The organism is Brevundimonas sp. AVps7, assembly GCF_058681545.1.
Genome location: NZ_CM178742.1, coordinates 257,246 through 272,871, shown reverse-complemented (window position 1 = coordinate 272,871; position 15,626 = coordinate 257,246). Strand labels below are relative to the sequence as shown.

At 68.5% G+C, this 15,626-nt stretch carries 18 protein-coding genes; 5 read left to right on the top strand and 13 right to left on the bottom strand.

Going from position 1 to position 15,626, the window contains the following annotated elements:
• Positions 1 to 75: 75 nt before the first annotated feature.
• The gene (locus ACW17Y_RS01450) at positions 76 to 3,060 is read right to left on the bottom strand and encodes an SEL1-like repeat protein (protein WP_492037010.1); all 2,985 of its coding nucleotides are present in this window, start codon (positions 3,058 to 3,060) and stop codon (positions 76 to 78) included.
• A gap of 216 nt (positions 3,061 to 3,276) precedes the next feature.
• Here ACW17Y_RS01450 and ACW17Y_RS01445 point away from each other — a divergent pair, with 216 nt between their 5' ends.
• Entirely contained in the window at positions 3,277 to 3,480 is a 204-nt protein-coding gene (locus ACW17Y_RS01445; RefSeq protein WP_492037009.1) for a hypothetical protein, read from the top strand.
• 59 nt (positions 3,481 to 3,539) lie between these two features.
• Entirely contained in the window at positions 3,540 to 4,046 is a 507-nt protein-coding gene (locus ACW17Y_RS01440) for a pyridoxamine 5'-phosphate oxidase family protein (protein ID WP_492037008.1), read from the top strand.
• 66 nt (positions 4,047 to 4,112) lie between these two features.
• Here ACW17Y_RS01440 and argF read toward each other — a convergent pair whose 3' ends face one another.
• The 4 genes from argF to ACW17Y_RS01420 all read right to left on the bottom strand — a co-directional run bounded on the left by argF (position 4,113) and on the right by ACW17Y_RS01420 (position 7,548).
• Entirely contained in the window at positions 4,113 to 5,027 is a 915-nt protein-coding gene (argF, locus tag ACW17Y_RS01435; RefSeq protein WP_492037007.1) for an ornithine carbamoyltransferase, read from the bottom strand.
• Complete coding sequence (locus ACW17Y_RS01430) at positions 5,027 to 6,208, bottom strand: aspartate aminotransferase family protein (RefSeq protein WP_492038224.1); 1,182 nt, start codon at positions 6,206 to 6,208, stop codon at positions 5,027 to 5,029. Before ACW17Y_RS01430 ends, argF begins: the two co-directional genes overlap by 1 nt.
• Before the next feature lie 283 nt (positions 6,209 to 6,491).
• Positions 6,492 to 7,313, bottom strand: coding sequence for an ABC transporter permease (locus ACW17Y_RS01425; RefSeq protein WP_492037006.1), 822 nt, complete (start codon positions 7,311 to 7,313; stop codon positions 6,492 to 6,494).
• Between the two features lie 40 nt (positions 7,314 to 7,353).
• Entirely contained in the window at positions 7,354 to 7,548 is a 195-nt protein-coding gene (locus ACW17Y_RS01420) for a hypothetical protein (protein ID WP_492037005.1), read from the bottom strand.
• A 211-nt stretch (positions 7,549 to 7,759) separates the two neighbouring features.
• Between ACW17Y_RS01420 and gcrA the strand changes: the two genes are divergently transcribed.
• Complete coding sequence (gene gcrA, locus ACW17Y_RS01415) at positions 7,760 to 8,278, top strand: cell cycle sigma 70 cofactor GcrA (protein WP_492037004.1); 519 nt, start codon at positions 7,760 to 7,762, stop codon at positions 8,276 to 8,278.
• Between the two features lie 194 nt (positions 8,279 to 8,472).
• On the opposite strand, the gene ACW17Y_RS01410 is transcribed toward gcrA, so the two are convergent.
• Genes ACW17Y_RS01410 through apaG form a run of 3 tightly spaced genes read right to left on the bottom strand, consistent with a single transcriptional unit; the run spans position 8,473 to position 9,602 of the window.
• Positions 8,473 to 8,853 carry a helix-turn-helix domain-containing protein gene (locus ACW17Y_RS01410; protein WP_492037003.1) on the bottom strand — a complete coding sequence of 127 codons (381 nt, stop codon included), beginning with the start codon at positions 8,851 to 8,853 and terminating at the stop codon, positions 8,473 to 8,475.
• Positions 8,854 to 8,868: 15 nt separating this feature from the next.
• Positions 8,869 to 9,162 carry a type II toxin-antitoxin system HigB family toxin gene (locus ACW17Y_RS01405; protein ID WP_492037002.1) on the bottom strand — a complete coding sequence of 98 codons (294 nt, stop codon included), beginning with the start codon at positions 9,160 to 9,162 and terminating at the stop codon, positions 8,869 to 8,871.
• A 35-nt stretch (positions 9,163 to 9,197) separates the two neighbouring features.
• The gene (gene apaG / locus ACW17Y_RS01400; RefSeq protein WP_492037001.1) at positions 9,198 to 9,602 is read right to left on the bottom strand and encodes a Co2+/Mg2+ efflux protein ApaG; all 405 of its coding nucleotides are present in this window, start codon (positions 9,600 to 9,602) and stop codon (positions 9,198 to 9,200) included.
• 89 nt (positions 9,603 to 9,691) lie between these two features.
• On the opposite strand from apaG, the gene ACW17Y_RS01395 reads away from it, so the two are divergent.
• Complete coding sequence (locus ACW17Y_RS01395) at positions 9,692 to 10,714, top strand: 2'-deoxycytidine 5'-triphosphate deaminase (protein ID WP_492037000.1); 1,023 nt, start codon at positions 9,692 to 9,694, stop codon at positions 10,712 to 10,714.
• A gap of 44 nt (positions 10,715 to 10,758) precedes the next feature.
• On the opposite strand, the gene ACW17Y_RS01390 is transcribed toward ACW17Y_RS01395, so the two are convergent.
• Positions 10,759 to 12,069 (bottom strand): MFS transporter, encoded by a 1,311-nt coding sequence (locus tag ACW17Y_RS01390; RefSeq protein ID WP_492036999.1) that lies wholly within the window; start codon positions 12,067 to 12,069, stop codon positions 10,759 to 10,761.
• Positions 12,053 to 12,529, bottom strand: a complete 477-nt coding sequence (locus ACW17Y_RS01385) for a cupin domain-containing protein (RefSeq protein ID WP_492036998.1) — start codon at positions 12,527 to 12,529, stop codon at positions 12,053 to 12,055. The genes ACW17Y_RS01390 and ACW17Y_RS01385 overlap by 17 nt, the downstream gene beginning before the upstream one ends.
• Before the next feature lie 47 nt (positions 12,530 to 12,576).
• Between ACW17Y_RS01385 and dapE the strand changes: the two genes are divergently transcribed.
• Positions 12,577 to 13,764: a succinyl-diaminopimelate desuccinylase gene (gene dapE / locus ACW17Y_RS01380; RefSeq protein ID WP_492036997.1), complete on the top strand. Its 1,188-nt coding sequence runs from the start codon at positions 12,577 to 12,579 to the stop codon at positions 13,762 to 13,764.
• Here dapE and ACW17Y_RS01375 read toward each other — a convergent pair.
• The 3 genes from ACW17Y_RS01375 to ACW17Y_RS01365 form a co-directional block, all read right to left on the bottom strand.
• Positions 13,761 to 13,985, bottom strand: a complete 225-nt coding sequence (locus ACW17Y_RS01375; RefSeq protein WP_492036996.1) for a hypothetical protein — start codon at positions 13,983 to 13,985, stop codon at positions 13,761 to 13,763. The genes dapE and ACW17Y_RS01375 overlap by 4 nt on opposite strands.
• A 38-nt stretch (positions 13,986 to 14,023) precedes the next feature.
• On the bottom strand, positions 14,024 to 14,173 hold the full coding sequence (locus ACW17Y_RS01370) for a hypothetical protein (protein WP_492022235.1): 150 nt from the start codon (positions 14,171 to 14,173) through the stop codon (positions 14,024 to 14,026).
• Between the two features lie 84 nt (positions 14,174 to 14,257).
• Positions 14,258 to 15,574, bottom strand: coding sequence for an amidohydrolase (locus tag ACW17Y_RS01365; RefSeq protein ID WP_492036995.1), 1,317 nt, complete (start codon positions 15,572 to 15,574; stop codon positions 14,258 to 14,260).
• Positions 15,575 to 15,626 lie beyond the last annotated feature (52 nt).

Sequence of the window (15,626 nt, the reverse complement as noted above, 5' to 3'; positions counted from 1 at the left end):
AAAAAGCTTAAGCGCCGGAAGGCGAGCGCGGGTGTCTTAACCGGGCGGGGGCGTCGGGGCCACCCACCAAGCGTGTCAGGCGAGCGGTTCCAGAGCGAAGGCCTCGGCCTGGGCGCGGGCGGTCTGGCGGGCGGCGGCCGGAAGGGTCGGGGCCAGCCGGTCGACGGCGGCCTGGGCCTGGGGGTCGCCGGCGCGGGCCGCGATCAGGTACCAGCGATAGGCCTGGGTCGGATTCGGCGCGATGCCCTCGTCGCCGTTCTCGTAGATGCGGGCGACATTGTACTGGCTGTCGACGAGGCCCTGATCGGCGGCCTTCTTGAGCCAGTCCAGGGCCTCGGGCCGGTTGCGGGCGCCGCCGACGCCGTCGAACAGATACATCCCGAAGGCGTGCATGCCGCGCGCGTCGCCGCCCTCGGCCGCGCGTCGGGCCCACAGACGGCTTTCCCCGGCATCCACGGCCACGCCGTTCTCGCCGGACTGGTAGAGGCTGGCCAGTTTCAGCTGGGCCTGGGGCTCGCCAAGGTTGGCGGCGCGGGTCAGGGTCTCGACCCCGGCCGGATCGTTGCGGTCCAGTTGCTCGGTCGCCTGGGCGAACAGGGTCTGGGCCTCGGTCGCGTCGGCGGGAGAGGCGTCGAGCGGCGCATCGGCAGGCGAAAGCGCCAGGGCCGCGATCGGGGTGGCTTCGGTCTCGCCGCCCGACTGACCCAGCAGCTGGCGGACGTCCATGATCTCATAGCCGGTCAAACGGCCCGTGGCGTAGAGACCGCAGACCACGGCCACGCCGGTGACGGAGGCGAGGAAGGCCTTCTTGACCGTGCCGTCGCGCGAGGCTTGCTTGTCCAGACGCTCCTGCAGGCGCGACTTGCCGCCCTTCTTCAGACCGCCCAGGCCGAAGCCGGACCGTGGGGCGACCTCGGCGGCGGCCGGAGTGTTCATGGCGGCGCGGGCGGCCGAGATGGCGTCGCGGGTCGAGGCCGCGCGACCGGTCGCGGCGCCGCCGACCAGACCGGCGCGCATACGGCGGGCGTCGACGAACTCGGTCTCGGCCGCGAAGTCGTCATCGCCGCCTTCGAAGGTGCGGGCCGACGGGAAGGCCTCGGCGACCGCGCCGGCGAAGGCGGGTTGAGGCGCGACCTCGGCGATGGCGTCCAGAGCATCGGACACGTCCGCACCGCCGAAGCCGCCGAAGGGCTGGGCCGCCGAACCGAACGGGGTCGGCTCGGGCGCGACCGGTTCGAACCGGCGCGGCAGGGCATCGAAGCTGTCCTCCGTCGGCAAGGCCGCTGCGGCGAACTCGGGGACGACGGGCGCGGGCGCGAACGCCGCTTCCGACGGGGCCTCGGGGAAGGGTTCGATGTCGGCGGCGAGCGAATCGATCGACCAGCCGTCCTCCGGCGAGGCGAAGTCCTCGGCCGGGAAGGCGGCGGCGCGCCAGTCGGGCTGGGCGAACTCGGAAGCGACGGGGCCCGCCGGCGGCAAGGGCTGGGGCGTCGGGTCGAAGGCGGCCGGCTGGGTCTGGCGTTGGTCGAGCGTCTCGCGCGCCTCGGCCAGGAGTTTGGCCGTGCGTTCCTCGGACAGACGCATCCGCTCCGCCAGTTCGCCGGAGGCGCGGTCGTAGCGCTGCTCGATCCGGTCGGAGCCCTCGACCATGCGACGGCCGATGCCTTCGAGCGCCTGGGCGGACTTGCGTTCCGACTGGGCGATGCGGTCGGCGAGCCGGTCCGAGATACGAGTGATCTCGACGCCGAGTTTTTCCAGGGCGATGGCGTGCTGGTCGTCGGCCCGGTTCAGCCGGTGTTCGATGGCCTGGCCGTAGCGGCCCATGTCCGAGGCGATCTTGTCCGACAGGGTCCTGGTCAGGGCCTGTTCGAACTGACCGAGCCGTGAGTCGCCCGCCGTCTCCATCCTGTCGACGCGGCTGTCCAGGTTCTGGGCGATGCGCAGGACCTCGCGGCCCATGGCGTCGATGCCCTGGGCGGAGCGCTGCTCGGACGAACGGGCCTGTTCGCCGAGCGAGGCGATGGTCGCCTCGATGCGGGCCATCCGGCCTTCGCTCTCGGCCGTCTCCAGCCGGCGCATCATTTCGGTGCGGTTGGCGTCGACTTGCCGGGAGAGAGTCTCGGCCAGCTTCTCGAAGCGGGCGGCCTCGCGCACGCCTTCCGGCTCCACGCGGGTCTCGGCGGCGCGCAGCCGCTGATCGAGGCCTGCGAAAGAGCGCTCCAGATTGCGCAGGGCCTCGGTCGTCTGACCCTGGGCGGCGTCCAGTCGCTGGCCGACGCGCGCGAGGATGTCGGCGCCCGCGCCCGGGCCCGCGGCCTTCTCGACCGCTTCGATGCGCGAAATCAGGGTCTGGCCTTGTGCGCGGTTGCGCTCCTCCAGATCGTAGAGACGGCTGGTCAGGGCGGCGACGGCGGTGTCGGTCTTGCCCCAGGCGTCGGCCTTCTCGACGCCGTCGAGACGCTGACGCACCTCCATCAGGCCGGAGCGCTGACGCTCCTCGATGTCGTAGAGACGCCCGGCGAGACCGCCGAGGGCCTGTTCGACCTTGCTGATGGTCTCGGCGGTCTTCGGGCCGGCGTCCTGTTCGAACCGACGCAGGCGCTTGTGGCCTTCCTTCAGTTCTTCGGAGATGTCGTCGATGCGGCGGCCGTACTGGCCGGCCTGCTGGTCCTGCGACTCCATCTTGCGCACGAGACCGGCGACGGCCTGGTCCACGCCCTGGATGGCGATGGTCGAGCGGCGCTCGGCGGCCTCGAGACGGGCGGCGATGGCCTCGACCGATGCGGCGACGCGTTGCAGGGTCTCCTCGTCGCGACCGTATCCGCGACCCTCGGGCTCATAGGCGTCGTCCAGACGGCGCGAGCGACCGCGACGGTCGAACATCTCGGCGGCGTGCGGACGGCGCGGCAACGGCTGCACTCCGTCATCCTCGTCGTCCATGATCATGGTGTTGAGCCACTCGCCCAGCGTCATGCCGGAGCGGCGCGCCAGATCCTTGGCCACCTCGCGCGCTTTCGGGTCGATGCCCTTTACGCTCCAAGGCGCAGCGGCTGCGCTCACTGATTCGACTCCCGACCCATAGGCATCACGCTAATCGCCCATATCCGGGGTGTAAACGTGTGGTTAACCCCAACATCTTGACGTTCGGCCATTCACCTGTGGATAGGCCCCGCCTCAGCCCATTTCATCAGGCCGACGTGGTTAACGACCGGTGAAGATTAAGGTCGCGGTAAGGGTTTGCTTGCGCTTGCGGGGCCGGGCCGCCACATCGCGCCCATGTCGATGACCCTGACCCTTTCCCTGCTCGCCGGCGCCCTGATCGTGGGCGTCTTCGCGGGCTGGCGCGGCGCCCGGCCGAGCGATTTCCTCAGGCCCCGGATGGTGCCCTGGCGGTTCATCATGCTGATGGCCGGCGCGCTCGCTTTCCTTCTGCTGATCCACCTGGGAACCCTGCTGGGGGTCACGCCTCGGGGGGCCTGACGGAACAGGCGCGTCGTCCGGCGGTTATCCCGCCGAACGCCAACGCAAGGATGCCCGACATGGCCGATACCCTCACCGCCGCCGAAGCCGAAAAAGAGTTCTGGAAGTCTCTGAAGGAGTCCAACACCGGCCTGCTCGGCCTCGACCAGCCCGGCTATCACGCCCAGCCGATGACCGCCTTCCGCGAGGCCGAGACCGGCACGATCTGGTTCTTCACCCGCGACGACACCGACCTGGCGAAGGACGCCGGGATCGGCGGCGGCCAGAGCGCCATGTTCCACTATGGCTCGAAGGACCAGCACACCTGGGCGTGCATCCACGGCGAGCTTTCGGTTCAGGGCAATGACCGCGAGATCGTCGACCGCTACTGGAACCCGGTGCTGGCCGCCTGGTACCCGGACGGCAAGGAGGATCGCCACCTGACCGTCCTGCGCTTCGACGCCGATGACGGACGGGTCTGGGTGTCGAAGGGCGGCCTGATCAAGTTCGCCTTCGAGATCGCCAAGGCCAACCTGACCAAGACCGTCCCGGACGCGGGCGGGGTCGCAGACGTCAATCTGCAGTAGGTCCGCCGCCGGAAAAGGTCGAAAGGGCGCCGTTTCACAACGGCGCCCTTTGTCATACCGGGATAATCAGCCCGCGAAACACCAGGCCAGCACGGCTTTCTGGGCATGGATGCGGTTTTCCGCCTCGTCCCAGACCAGAGACTTCGGTCCGTCGATCACCGCGTCGGTGACCTCCTCGCCGCGGTGCGCGGGCAGGCAGTGCAGGAAGACGGCCTCCGGATCGGCCAGGTCCATCAGGGCCTCGTCGACCGTGTAGCTCTCGAACGCATGCAGGCGCGCCTCGTAGTCGCTGTCGCCCATCGACACCCAGGTGTCGGTGATGACGACGTCGGCGCCCTTGACTGCATCGCGCGGGTCCGAAGTCAGGCTGACGGCGTTACCGCCCTTGGCCAGGTCGTGCAGGTTCGGGTGATACTCGGCCGGGCAGGCCACGTTCAGGTGGAAGCCCAGCCTGGGCGCGGCGTGCATGAAGCTGTGGCAGACGTTGTTGCCGTCGCCGATCCAGGCCAGCGTCTTGCCCTCGATCGGACCGCGCTGTTCCTCAATGGTCATGATGTCGGCCAGAATCTGGCACGGGTGGGAGCGGTCGGTCAGGCCGTTCACCACCGGCACGGTCGAGACGCGCGCGAAACGCTCGACGTCCTCGTGGCTGTTGGCGCGGATCATGACCGCGTCGACCATGCGCGACAGGACGCGCGCCGTGTCCTCGACCGGCTCGCCGCGTCCCAGCTGCATGTCCGAGGCGGTGGCGATGATCGAGTCTCCGCCCAGCTGGCGGATGGCCGCGTCGAAGCTGAAGCGGGTGCGGGTCGAGTTCTTCTCGAAGATCATCGCCAGGACGCGATCCTTCGCCGGAGCGTCGGCGTCGACCCAGCCCTGGGGCCTGCCGTTGCGGGCGGCCTTGCGGGCATGGGCGTCGTCGAGGATGGCGCGCAGTTCGGCCGCCTCGAGCCGGTGGATATCCAGGAAGTGTCTGACCATCAGGCGGCCGCGTTGATCTTGGACCGCGCGCCTTCGCACGTCCGTTCCAGCCGTTCGACGGCCTCGCGGGCCTCGTCCAGCGTCAGGTTCAGGGGCGGCAGCATGCGCACGCAGTTGTCGCCGCCGCCGGCGATCAGCAGATGCTGTTCGTCGCGCGCCCAGCCCATGAAGTCGCGGTTGTTGGGGACCAGCTTCAGACCGATCAGCAGACCCTTGCCGCGCACGTCCACGATCACATCGGGGAAGCGTTCCTTCAGCCCGTGCAGCTGCTGCTTCAGGTAGCCGGCGATCTCGTTGACGTTGCCCAGGACCTCCGGCGTGTTGATCGCGCCGAAGGCTGCATTGCCGACGGCCATGGCCAGCGGATTGCCGCCGAAGGTCGAGCCGTGGGCGCCGACCGTCATCCCCTTCGCCGCGTGGGCGGTGGCCAGGCAGGCGCCGATGGGGAAGCCGCCGCCCAGAGCCTTGGCCACGGCCATGATGTCAGGCGTCATCCCGGCCCATTCGTGGGCCCACAGCTTGCCGGTCCGGCCCATGCCGCACTGGACCTCGTCGAAAATGATCAGCACCCCGTGCTCGTCGCAGAGGTCGCGCAGTCCGCGCAGGCAGACGTCCGGCATGGCCCGGCAGCCGCCCTCGCCCTGCACCGGCTCGACGATGATGGCGGCGGTCTCGGGCTTTGCGATCGCCGCCTTCAGCGCCTCGTGGTCGCCCCAGGTCAGCTGGTGGAAGCCCTGCATCTTGGGCCCGAAGCCCTCGGTATAGCTGGGGTTGGCCGCCGCATTGATCGCGCCGTAGGTCCGGCCGTGGAAGGCGCCGTCGAAGCCGTAGATGTCGATCCGCTCCGGCTGGCCGTTGGCGGAATGATATTTGCGCGCCGTCTTCAGCGCGCACTCGACCGCCTCGGTGCCCGAGTTGGTGAAGAAGACCACGTCGGCGAAGCTGGCCTCCGTCAGGGCGTCGGCCAGTTCTTCCTGACCCGGGATCTTGAAGATGTTGGAGACGTGCCACAGCTTCTCGGCCTGGGCCTTCACGGCCTCGACCAGGACCGGATGGGCATGGCCCAGGCCGTTGGTGGAGATGCCCTGGACGCAATCCAGATATTCCGTGCCGTCCGTGGACCACAGACGCGCGCCTCGCCCGCGTTCCACTTCCAGCGGCGCGCGATTGTAGACACCCATCAAATGACCGGACACGGATATACCTCCAAAAGAAACGAAGCCCCGGCGCGGGTGCGACGGGACTTTTCAGGAGCGTGGGTTGTCGGATGGGAGCGGGAGTGAGTCAACACCACTGCTTCCCTCTCCTGGCGGGAGAGGGCTTGAGCGCACGGCGGCGATAGCCGTCGTCCTTGCGCGAAAGGGTGAGGGGTTGGCGCTGACCGGTGAAGGCGCGACCCTCACCCTTTCGGATTGCGCATCGCTGCGCTCTGCGAGCCTCAAGCCCTCTCCCAACGGGAGCGGGTTAACTTTTCAGCCGCCAGCCCGACCTGAACACCAGCCAGCAGCAGACGGCCATGATCAGGGTCATGGCGGCGCTCATGACGACGCCAACCATGAGGTTGCCCTCGGCCTGACCGATGAAGCCGTAGCGGAAGCCGTCGATCAGATAGAAGAAGGGGTTCCAGTGGCTGATGGCGGCGAACGGCTCGGGCAGGTTCTCGACCAGATAGAAGGCCCCCGACAGGAAGGTCATCGGCAGGACGACGAAATTCTGGACCGCCGACAGCTGGTCGAACTTCTCGGACCAGAGGCCGGCCAGCACGCCCACCATTCCCATCAGCAGGGAGGCGATCAGGGCGAAATACAGGATGGCTGCGACATGGGTCACACCCAGTTTCGCGAACGGCATGACGCAGATCGCCGTGACCAGACCGACCACGAGACCGCGCGTCGCAGCGCCCAGCGAAAAGCCGATGGTCAGCTCCAGCGGACTCAGCGGCGGCGTCAGGAAGTCGGTCGAGGTACCCATGATCTTGGCCTGGATCAGGCTCGATGAGGCATTGGCGAAAGCGTTGTTCAGGATGGCCATCATGATGAGGCCGGGCGCCACGAACTCGGCGAAGGGGGTGCCGTGCAGCGGCGGCCGGGCGCCCTTCAACGCCACCACGAAGACCAGCATGTAGAGGAGCGTCGTCACCACCGGCGCAGCGACCGTCTGGGCCCCCACCTTCCAGAAGCGACGGACCTCGCGCAGGTAGAGGGTCTGCACGCCGATCCAGTTGACCCCGGCGTAGTGGCGCGGGGTCGGAAGGCCGGAGGGGCGTGTAGAGGCAAGGTCGGTCATGGGCCGTCAGATGCGGCCGCAGGACGCAGGGCGCAAGGGCTCAGGCGATCGGGTTGGCCTTGCGTCGCGCCTCGTCCGCCTCGGCGATCAGCCGCAGCCCCGAAATCTCGGCAGCGTCCGGCGTCATCGTGATGGCGATCTCCGGCGGATCCACGACCCGGACGCAGCCATCCCCAGCCAACGGAGTCAAAGGCTTGCGTGTGATCGGCGGGCTGGCGGAAGGCGTATCGGACATATGTCGTCAACCCGGCGCGTCTCGACCTGTTCCGTATCGCGGCGCTTGCGACGGCTCAGCGAACTCCGATTCAAGATGTAGTTCCTGTGGACGACTGATTCGCACATCTTGCGTCTGTTAAGGTCTCGTTTACGATTAGTTGTGGCTGACGAGACCCGGGATGGGTCTCAGGCGCCAAATGTTGAATCAAAACTGTACCCCGGAGGGTGGCATGACCGCAGGCTGGACCGAAGATCGCGTCGGCGCGCTGAAGAAGCTGTGGCTCGAGGGGCAGTCCGCCTCGCAGATCGCCAAGCAGCTGGGCGGCGGCGTCACCCGCAACGCCGTCATCGGCAAGGTCCACCGCCTGGGTCTGTCGGGCCGCGCAACCCCGTCGCAGCCGGCGCGCACCGCCACCACCTTCCGCCCGGCCCGGACGCGCACCACGCCACCGGCCCAGCCGTCGGCGCCCCGTCGCATCGAGGCCGCCCAGCCCGCGCCACGTCCGGTCGTCGCCGCGCCGTCCCTGCCCGCCGTCGCCGAAATGCCCGGCACCGCCACGGTGATGACCCTGGGCGCCCACATGTGCAAATGGCCGATCGGCGACCCGTCCTCGACCGAGTTCAGCTTCTGCGGCCGCCGCGCCTCGGAAGGCGTCTATTGCGTCGAACACGCCCGCGTCGCCTACCAGCCGCAGATGAAGCGCGGCGGCAAGGAAGAGCTGGCAAGGTCGCTCCGCCGCTACATCTAGCTCAGGGCGCTATCGCTCGCGACGCGGTCGCTCATTGCTTGAGCGCGGAGTGTCATCTCCGCAGACACCCGTCGATTGTCATCCCTGCGAAAGCGGGGACGCATCCGCCTCGCCGGCTTGTCCGGCGAGACCGGGGCGGGGCTGCGGTTATCCGGGTTGACGCAGCCCCCCACCCGCCTGTCGGCACCGTCGTTCTAGGCGGCCTGGGCCGTGCCGATCAGAGCCGCTGCCGGGATGCGCCATGCCGCGCTGATGGTGCGGATATGTTCGACGGATAGCCCGCGACGCCCGTTCAGAATTTCCGAAGCGCGCGAACGGGATCCCAGAAGCGCGGCGAAGTCGGCCTGGGTGTAGCCACGCCCCTCCATCACAAGACGAATGACCTGGAGCGGGTTCGTGGCGGCGACCGGCCAGCGGCGTTCCTCATAGGCTGCGATCACAAGCCCCAGCAGTTCGAAGCGATCCCCCTCCGGCGTGCCAGGCTCGGGCTCGGCATCGAAGAACGCCTCGTAGGCGGCCAAGGCGGCGGCCAGTTGATCGTCATCATGGATGACGCGAACGGGGAAGGGGGTCATGGTCGCCTCTCCTCTTCAGACCGACGCCGGATCAATCCGGTCATACTCGGCATGGGTTCCGACAAACTTCACCAGCACCTGTTTGAACGGATATGAAATCCGGGCCACCAGCCGATAGTTGTTGCCGCCGATGTCGAAAATGATCCGGTTGTCACCGACGAAATCGACAGTGTTGAAGTCGTCGCGCACCTCCTGCGGCGTCCGCCACTCGGCGGCTCGTGCAATGTCATACCAAGCCGAAAGCGGCCCCATCGCCCGAGGATGCCGGGTCCAGAACTCGACGAGCGTGCGTCGCGCCACGACGTTCATGCGAGCACCCTAACATGTTCCCGTTTTGGGAGCAACTAGTTCAACACCCGCCCGCCCGGCACATCGAGGCTGAACGCCGGGATCGCCGCCTCGAACGACCGACCGGTGGCGTCGGTCATCATGTATGCCCCCTCCATTGATCCCGATGCCGTCGGCAGGGGGCATCCGGAGGCATAGGAATAGCTGTCGCCCGGCGCGATCAGGGGCTGTTCGCCGACCACGCCCGGCCCGCGCACCGTCTCCACATGGCCGGTGGCGTCGGTGATGATCCAGCGCCGCGCCACCAGTTGCACCGCTTCGGGTCCGTGGTTCTCGATCTCGACCTGATAGGCCCAGACCCAGCGACCCTCGTCCGGATCGGACTGTCCGGCCAGATAGCTGGGCCGCACGCGCACGATGACGCCTTCCGTTTCAGCCACATAGGGTTGGGTGTCATGCATGAAGCATCGTCGCCCGGAGCTGCGATGCTGGCAAGCGGGGTCGCCCAACCCGCTATTTCCGGCGGCGATCCGTGTGTATGGCGTTCCCTATGACTCTTGAATTCCCCACGCCCGGCATCCTGCCGGCCCAGTCCATCGAAGCCCTGATCGCGGGCGGCGCGATCACATCGGCCACGCCCTGGGACGCCGACCAGGTCCAGCCGGCCAGCCTCGACCTGCGCCTGTCCGACCGCGCCTGGCGCGTCCGCGCCTCCTTCCTGCCCGGCAAGCGGCTGGTGTCCGAGCGGATCGCCGACGTCGAGATGCACCCGATCGACATGACCAACGGCGTCGTCCTGGAAAAGGGCTGCGTCTATATCGCCGAGCTTCAGGAGCGGCTGAGCCTGCCCAAGGGGCTGATCGCCCGCGCCAACCCGAAGTCCTCGACCGGTCGCGTCGATGTCTTCGTGCGCCTGCTGACCGATCGCGGCGGCGCGTTCGACGATGTGGACGAAGGCTACGAAGGCCCGCTCTATCTCGAGATCGCGCCCCAGACCTTCTCCATCCTGGTCCGTCCCGGCACCCGTCTGAACCAGTTGCGCCTCAAGGCCGGCGAGCCGCCCAAGCTGGAGACCCGCAGCGTCGGCGTCGACCTGCAATCGGGCGACATCGTCGGCTTCCGCGGCCGCCGCCATGCGGGGGTGGTCGATCTGGATCGGATCGACGGCCACGATCCGAAGGATTTCTGGGAGCCGCTGACGCTCCGTCGCGGCGAACTTCTGCTGGACCCGGGCGAGTTCTACATCCTGGCCTCCAACGAGGCCGTCGAGATCCCGGTCATGCAGGCCGCCGAGATGACCCCCATCGACCCGTCGGTCGGCGAGTTCCGGGTCCACTACGCCGGCTTCTTCGACCCCGGCTTCGGCACGGACGAGGCGCACGGCGCGGGGTCCAAGGGGGTGCTCGAGGTCCGGACGCACGACACGCCCTTCCTGCTGGAGCACGGCCAGATCGTCGCCCGGCTGGTCTATGAACCCCTGACCGAACGCCCGTCACGCCTCTACGGCGAGGGCGGCAGCCACTACCAGAGGCAGGGGCTGAAGCTGTCGAAGCATTTCAGGGCGTGGGGATAGCATACGACGTTCTCCCTCCCCCGAGGGGAGGGAGAGAGCTCACCTCACACCAGCTTGTCCGCCTTCCGCAGCCCCGGGGAAAGTTTCGCCCAGACCCCGGTCGCCGCAAGCGCCCCGACCCCGCCGAAGACGGCCGCGCCGATGGGCCCGAGGAACCGCACCATCACGCCGGAGTAGGCCTCGCCCAGTTCGTTGGACGCGCCGATAAACAGCATCGACACCGAACTGACCCGCCCGCGCATGTGATCGGGCGTCGACAGCTGGATCAGGGTCTGGCGGATGTTGACGCTGACCATGTCGGCCATGCCGCCGATGAACAGGGCCGCCGCCGAGATCCAGACGACCTTCGACAGGCCGAAGACGATGGTGCAGATCCCGAACACGGCGACCGAGGCGAACATCAGCATCCCGCCCCGGCCCGGGATCGGATAGCGGGCCAGGACCAGGGCCATCAGGAAGGCTCCCCCACCGAACGAGGCGCGCAGCAGGCCGAAGCCTTCGGGGCCGACATGCAGGATGTCGCGCGCGAAGATCGGCGTCAGAAGGGCCACGCCCGCGAACAGAACCACGATCAGATCGAGCGAGATCGCGCCCAGCACGATCTTCGTGTCCCAGACGTATTTCAGCCCGTCCTTGACCGCCTCCCAACGACTGCCGACGGCCTCCATCGGCGCGGGCTTGCCGCTGGTCTTCAGGATCAGGAAGCAGGTCAGGCCGATACCGAACAGGGCCAGCGACACCCCGTAGGCCAAGGGCACGTTGACGCCGACGATCACCCCGCCGAGCGCCGGCCCCGCGATCGCCCCGGTCTGGAAGGCGATCGACTGGGCCGCGATGGCCCGCGGCAGGGCGGCCCGACCCACGACCATGGGCAGATAGGCCTGGCTCGCCGGCGCCAGGAAGGCCCGCGACGCGCCGAAGCCGACGGCCACCGCCAGCAGACCCCACAGCGGCGGATTGCCGTGGAGGGCCATGGCCAGGAACGACAGGGCGCACGCCCCCTCGGCCAGGATCGACCAGACCACCGTGCGCCGGCGATCCCGCCGATCCGCCATCTCCCCGGCCGGCAGGGTCAGCAACAGCAGGGGGATGAACTGGGCCAGGCCGACCATGCCGAGGTACAGACTCGCCTGTTCGATCGGGTGGTCGCGGCGCGCGATCTCATAGACCTGCCACAACAGGGCCGAGGACTGGATCTGGATCGCCAGCACCGCCGCGATCCGGCCCAGCCAGATCAGGCGGAAATCGTTGATAGCCCAGGGGTTGGTACCGTGGGCGGCCCCCCTTTTGGCGTCTTGGGCGGCTTCGGCGTTCGGCTTGGTGATCGGCTCGGGCGCCTCAGGTGCGTCGGTCATGTTTCGGGTAAGGCGTTCCGTCTCGGTGGAAGTAGCGGTCCCCGCCGAGGGGCAGGACCATGTCGATGTCGGGATAGTCGGCCCCGTCGCCGCCGGGGGTGCGCGTTCCGACCTCGAGCAGAACCGCCTCGGCGCCCGAGCGGTTCTCGATCTTGTGGCCGTTCGGCACCCCGGCCTTGAAGCCCGCGCAGTCGCCGGCCTTCAGGATGGTCTCTCCGTCTTCCTCGACCAGAACGACCTCGCCCGACAGGACCCAGACGAACTCGTCCTCGGTCGCGTGCCAGTGGCGCTGCGACGACCATGCCCCGGCCGGCAGGCGCAGCATATTGACCCCGAACTGATCCAGCCCGGCTGCATCGCCCAGCTTCCAGCGACGGCGCGGCTTGCAGGGTCCAGCGAACTCTTCCGGATAGCCGGTCCCGTGGCCGGTCGGGGCGGTCTCGATGTCGATCTTCGGCATGGCGCTCCCCTTTCCGGCTGGACGCGACATCCGTAAAGCATAGCCGCATGTGCGCCGCATCAACTCCTGTCATCGATCCTGTCGAACTGACCCGCGATCTGATCCGCCGGCCGTCGGTGACCCCCGCCGACGCCGGGGCGATGGACACGCTGCAGCGCGTCCTGACCGACCTCGGCTTCACCTGCCGCCGCATGGCCTTCGAGGGGCCGGGCGGCGAGGGCAGGGAGGCGCGGATCGAGAACCTCTACGCCCGGCGTGGGACCGCCTCGCCCAACCTCTGTTTCGCCGGCCACACCGATGTCGTGCCGACCGGCGAGGCCGGCGCCTGGTCCTCCGGTCCGTTCGAGGCAGAGGTCAGGGACGGCATCCTCTACGGCCGGGGCGCCGTGGACATGAAGGGCGGGATCGCCGCCTGGGTGGCGGCCGTGTCACAGGTCCTCGCTGACGGCGAACCCGCCGGCTCCCTCTCCTTCCTCATCACCGGCGATGAGGAAGGCCCGGCGCTGCACGGCACCAAACGGGTCGTCGAGACCCTGATGGCCGAGGGCGAGGTCATCGACGCCTGCGTCGTCGGCGAGCCATCGTCCCAGCAACAGCTCGGGGACATGATCAAGATCGGCCGGCGCGGCTCGCTCAATACCTGGATCACGGTCCACGGCAAACAGGGCCACGTCGCCTATCCCGATCGCGCGGCCAATCCGGCGCCGGTGCTCGTGCGGCTGCTGGCCGCCCTCGACGCCCATGTCCTCGACACCGGCTACGAAGCCTTCCAGCCCTCCAATCTCGAAATCACCACGGTCGACATCGCCAATCCGGCGACGAACGTGATCCCGGCCGAGGCCCGCGCCCGGCTGAACATCCGCTTCAACCCGGCCCAGACCGGCGACGGCCTGATCGACTGGCTGAACCGCGAGGCGGGGCGGGTCCAGGCAGAGACGGGCCTGCAGATCACCCTCGAACACATGTGTTCGGGCGAGGCTTTCCTGACGCCTCACGGCGCCTTCGTCACGGCGGTGCAGGATGCTGTCGAGGCCGCCACCGGCCTCCGCCCCGAGGCCTCGACCACCGGCGGCACGTCCGACGCCCGCTTCATTCGGGCCATGTGTCCGGTGCTGGAACTGGGCCTCGTCGGCCAGACCATGCACCAGGTCGACGAGCGGGCGCCGGTCGCCGAACTCGAAGCCCTGACCTCGACCTACCGCCGGGTCATCGAGACGGTGTTCGCCTCGGTCTAGTTCAGCGGACCGGTCGGCTTGGCCGCGGCCAGTTCGAGTCTGGCGATGCGGCGGTCCATGTCGGCGACGACCTCTTCCAGCCGCGCCTTTTCCGACGCCATGTCGACGGGCGTGCCGTCGTCGTAGGTGATCCGCGCGCCCCTCGCGATCAGGTCGAGGCGATGAATGGCCGTGACGCGCGCGGCCTTGAACCGGTCCAGTTCGGTGTCGGGGGAGCTCATCGCCCTCCCCTCGCCGCGCTTGCGTCGCAGGTCAAGCTTCAGGCGAGAACCGCGGCCGCGTGGTTCATCATCACCACTGCCCCACCCATGGTCGCGAGGAATGATGCGAGGAAGAAACCGGTCTCTCGCCAGAGCTCACGGCGGGGCATGGGCTCGATCGCGGGCAGATGGAAGTTCAAGACCCTCATGGTCGCTCTCCTAGCGTAACCCACGGAGGTTGCGCCCGGATTCTTGCCCGATTGTGCACGAACGTGACGAACGCGCCGTTGACCCTATTCACGCTCCAGGAACCGCAAAGCCGACAGGGCGTGGGTCTTCACGCCCAGGACCAGCACGTCCTCATTGACGTCGAACTGCGGAGAATGGTTCGGCGCCGTCGTGGCCGGATCCACCCCGTCAGCGGTCCCGCCGAGGTGATAGAAGACGCCCGGGATCTCGTTCTGGAAATAGGAGAAGTCCTCCGCCACCGTCGTCGGCGGGGTCGCCGGATTGACGTTCCCCTCGCCCGCCGCCTCGGTCAGGACCGGGGCCAGCCAGGCGGACAGGTCCTCGTTATTGAACACCAGGGCCGCGTTCTGGCGAATCGAGAAATCGGCGGTCGCGCCATAGGCCTCGGCGACATGGTCGATGGCCGCCTCGGCGCGCTTCACCAGGTCATCGCGCTGGGCCACGTCGAAGGTGCGCAGCGTGCCCGACAGCACCGCCTCGTCCGGAATGATGTTGTAGCGGACGCCGGCCTGGACCGTGGCGATGGTGAAGACCGTCGGCGTCGTGGTCGGATCGATGGTCCGCGCCGTCAGGGTGTTGACCGTCTGGATCACCTGACCGGCGACCGCGATCACGTCGACGCCGCGCCACGGCCAGGCACCATGGGTCTGGCGTCCATGCAGTGTGATATCGACCCGGTCCGACGCGGCCATGAAGCCTTGCGGCCGATAGAAGACCGTGCCCGCCCGGCCCGGCACGACGTGCAGGCCGAAAATGGCCTCGACCTTCGGGTTCTCCAGCGCCCCGTCCTGGATCATCAGCCGGGCGCCGCCCAGCGGCTCTCCCGGAGGCGCGCCTTCTTCCGCCGGCTGGAAGATGAAGACGACGGTTCCCGAGAACCGGTCCTTCATCCCGCTCAGCACCCGCGCGGCGCCCAGCAGCATGGCGACGTGGGCGTCGTGGCCGCAGGCGTGGGCGACCGGCACGGTCTGTCCCTGATAGCTTCCCGTCGCGGTCGAGGCGAACGGCAGGCCCGTCGCCTCCAGCACCGGCAGGGCGTCCATGTCGGCGCGCAGGGCCACGACATGCTGGGGGCCCGCCCCGGTCCCGCGCAGGACGCCGACGACGCCGGTGCGTCCCACGCCCTCGCGCACATCGAGACCCATTTCGCGCAGATGTCCGGCGACGAAGGCGGCCGTGCGCGTCTCGGCGAAGCCCAGTTCCGGATGGGCGTGCAGGTCACGGCGCCAGGCGATGACGTCGGCCTCGACGCCTTGGGCCGCCGTCGCGATGTCTGCGCCGGGGACCTGGGCCAGAGCGGGAGCGGCCATGAGGGTCAGGGCTGCGGCCCAGATGGCGGAGTGCGCGGCGATGCGGATCATGAAAGCTCCCGGGAAGGTGCGGGATGATGACGGTGTCGCGCCCGCCGAAGCA

Excerpts from the sequence above, each read along its gene's own strand:
- ACW17Y_RS01445 (WP_492037009.1), top strand. The coding sequence starts at position 3,277 with ATGTCGATGACCCTGACCCTTTCCCTGCTCGCCGGCGCCCTGATCGTG.
- ACW17Y_RS01440 (WP_492037008.1), top strand. The coding sequence starts at position 3,540 with ATGGCCGATACCCTCACCGCCGCCGAAGCCGAAAAAGAGTTCTGGAAG.
- argF (WP_492037007.1), bottom strand. The coding sequence starts at position 5,027 with ATGGTCAGACACTTCCTGGATATCCACCGGCTCGAGGCGGCCGAACTG.
- ACW17Y_RS01430 (WP_492038224.1), bottom strand. The coding sequence starts at position 6,208 with ATGGGTGTCTACAATCGCGCGCCGCTGGAAGTGGAACGCGGGCGAGGC.
- ACW17Y_RS01425 (WP_492037006.1), bottom strand. The coding sequence starts at position 7,313 with ATGACCGACCTTGCCTCTACACGCCCCTCCGGCCTTCCGACCCCGCGC.
- ACW17Y_RS01420 (WP_492037005.1), bottom strand. The coding sequence starts at position 7,548 with ATGTCCGATACGCCTTCCGCCAGCCCGCCGATCACACGCAAGCCTTTG.
- gcrA (WP_492037004.1), top strand. The coding sequence starts at position 7,760 with ATGACCGCAGGCTGGACCGAAGATCGCGTCGGCGCGCTGAAGAAGCTG.
- ACW17Y_RS01410 (WP_492037003.1), bottom strand. The coding sequence starts at position 8,853 with ATGACCCCCTTCCCCGTTCGCGTCATCCATGATGACGATCAACTGGCC.
- ACW17Y_RS01405 (WP_492037002.1), bottom strand. The coding sequence starts at position 9,162 with ATGAACGTCGTGGCGCGACGCACGCTCGTCGAGTTCTGGACCCGGCAT.
- apaG (WP_492037001.1), bottom strand. The coding sequence starts at position 9,602 with ATGCATGACACCCAACCCTATGTGGCTGAAACGGAAGGCGTCATCGTG.
- ACW17Y_RS01395 (WP_492037000.1), top strand. The coding sequence starts at position 9,692 with ATGACTCTTGAATTCCCCACGCCCGGCATCCTGCCGGCCCAGTCCATC.
- ACW17Y_RS01390 (WP_492036999.1), bottom strand. The coding sequence starts at position 12,069 with ATGACCGACGCACCTGAGGCGCCCGAGCCGATCACCAAGCCGAACGCC.
- ACW17Y_RS01385 (WP_492036998.1), bottom strand. The coding sequence starts at position 12,529 with ATGCCGAAGATCGACATCGAGACCGCCCCGACCGGCCACGGGACCGGC.
- dapE (WP_492036997.1), top strand. The coding sequence starts at position 12,577 with ATGTGCGCCGCATCAACTCCTGTCATCGATCCTGTCGAACTGACCCGC.
- ACW17Y_RS01375 (WP_492036996.1), bottom strand. The coding sequence starts at position 13,985 with ATGAGCTCCCCCGACACCGAACTGGACCGGTTCAAGGCCGCGCGCGTC.
- ACW17Y_RS01370 (WP_492022235.1), bottom strand. The coding sequence starts at position 14,173 with ATGAGGGTCTTGAACTTCCATCTGCCCGCGATCGAGCCCATGCCCCGC.
- ACW17Y_RS01365 (WP_492036995.1), bottom strand. The coding sequence starts at position 15,574 with ATGATCCGCATCGCCGCGCACTCCGCCATCTGGGCCGCAGCCCTGACC.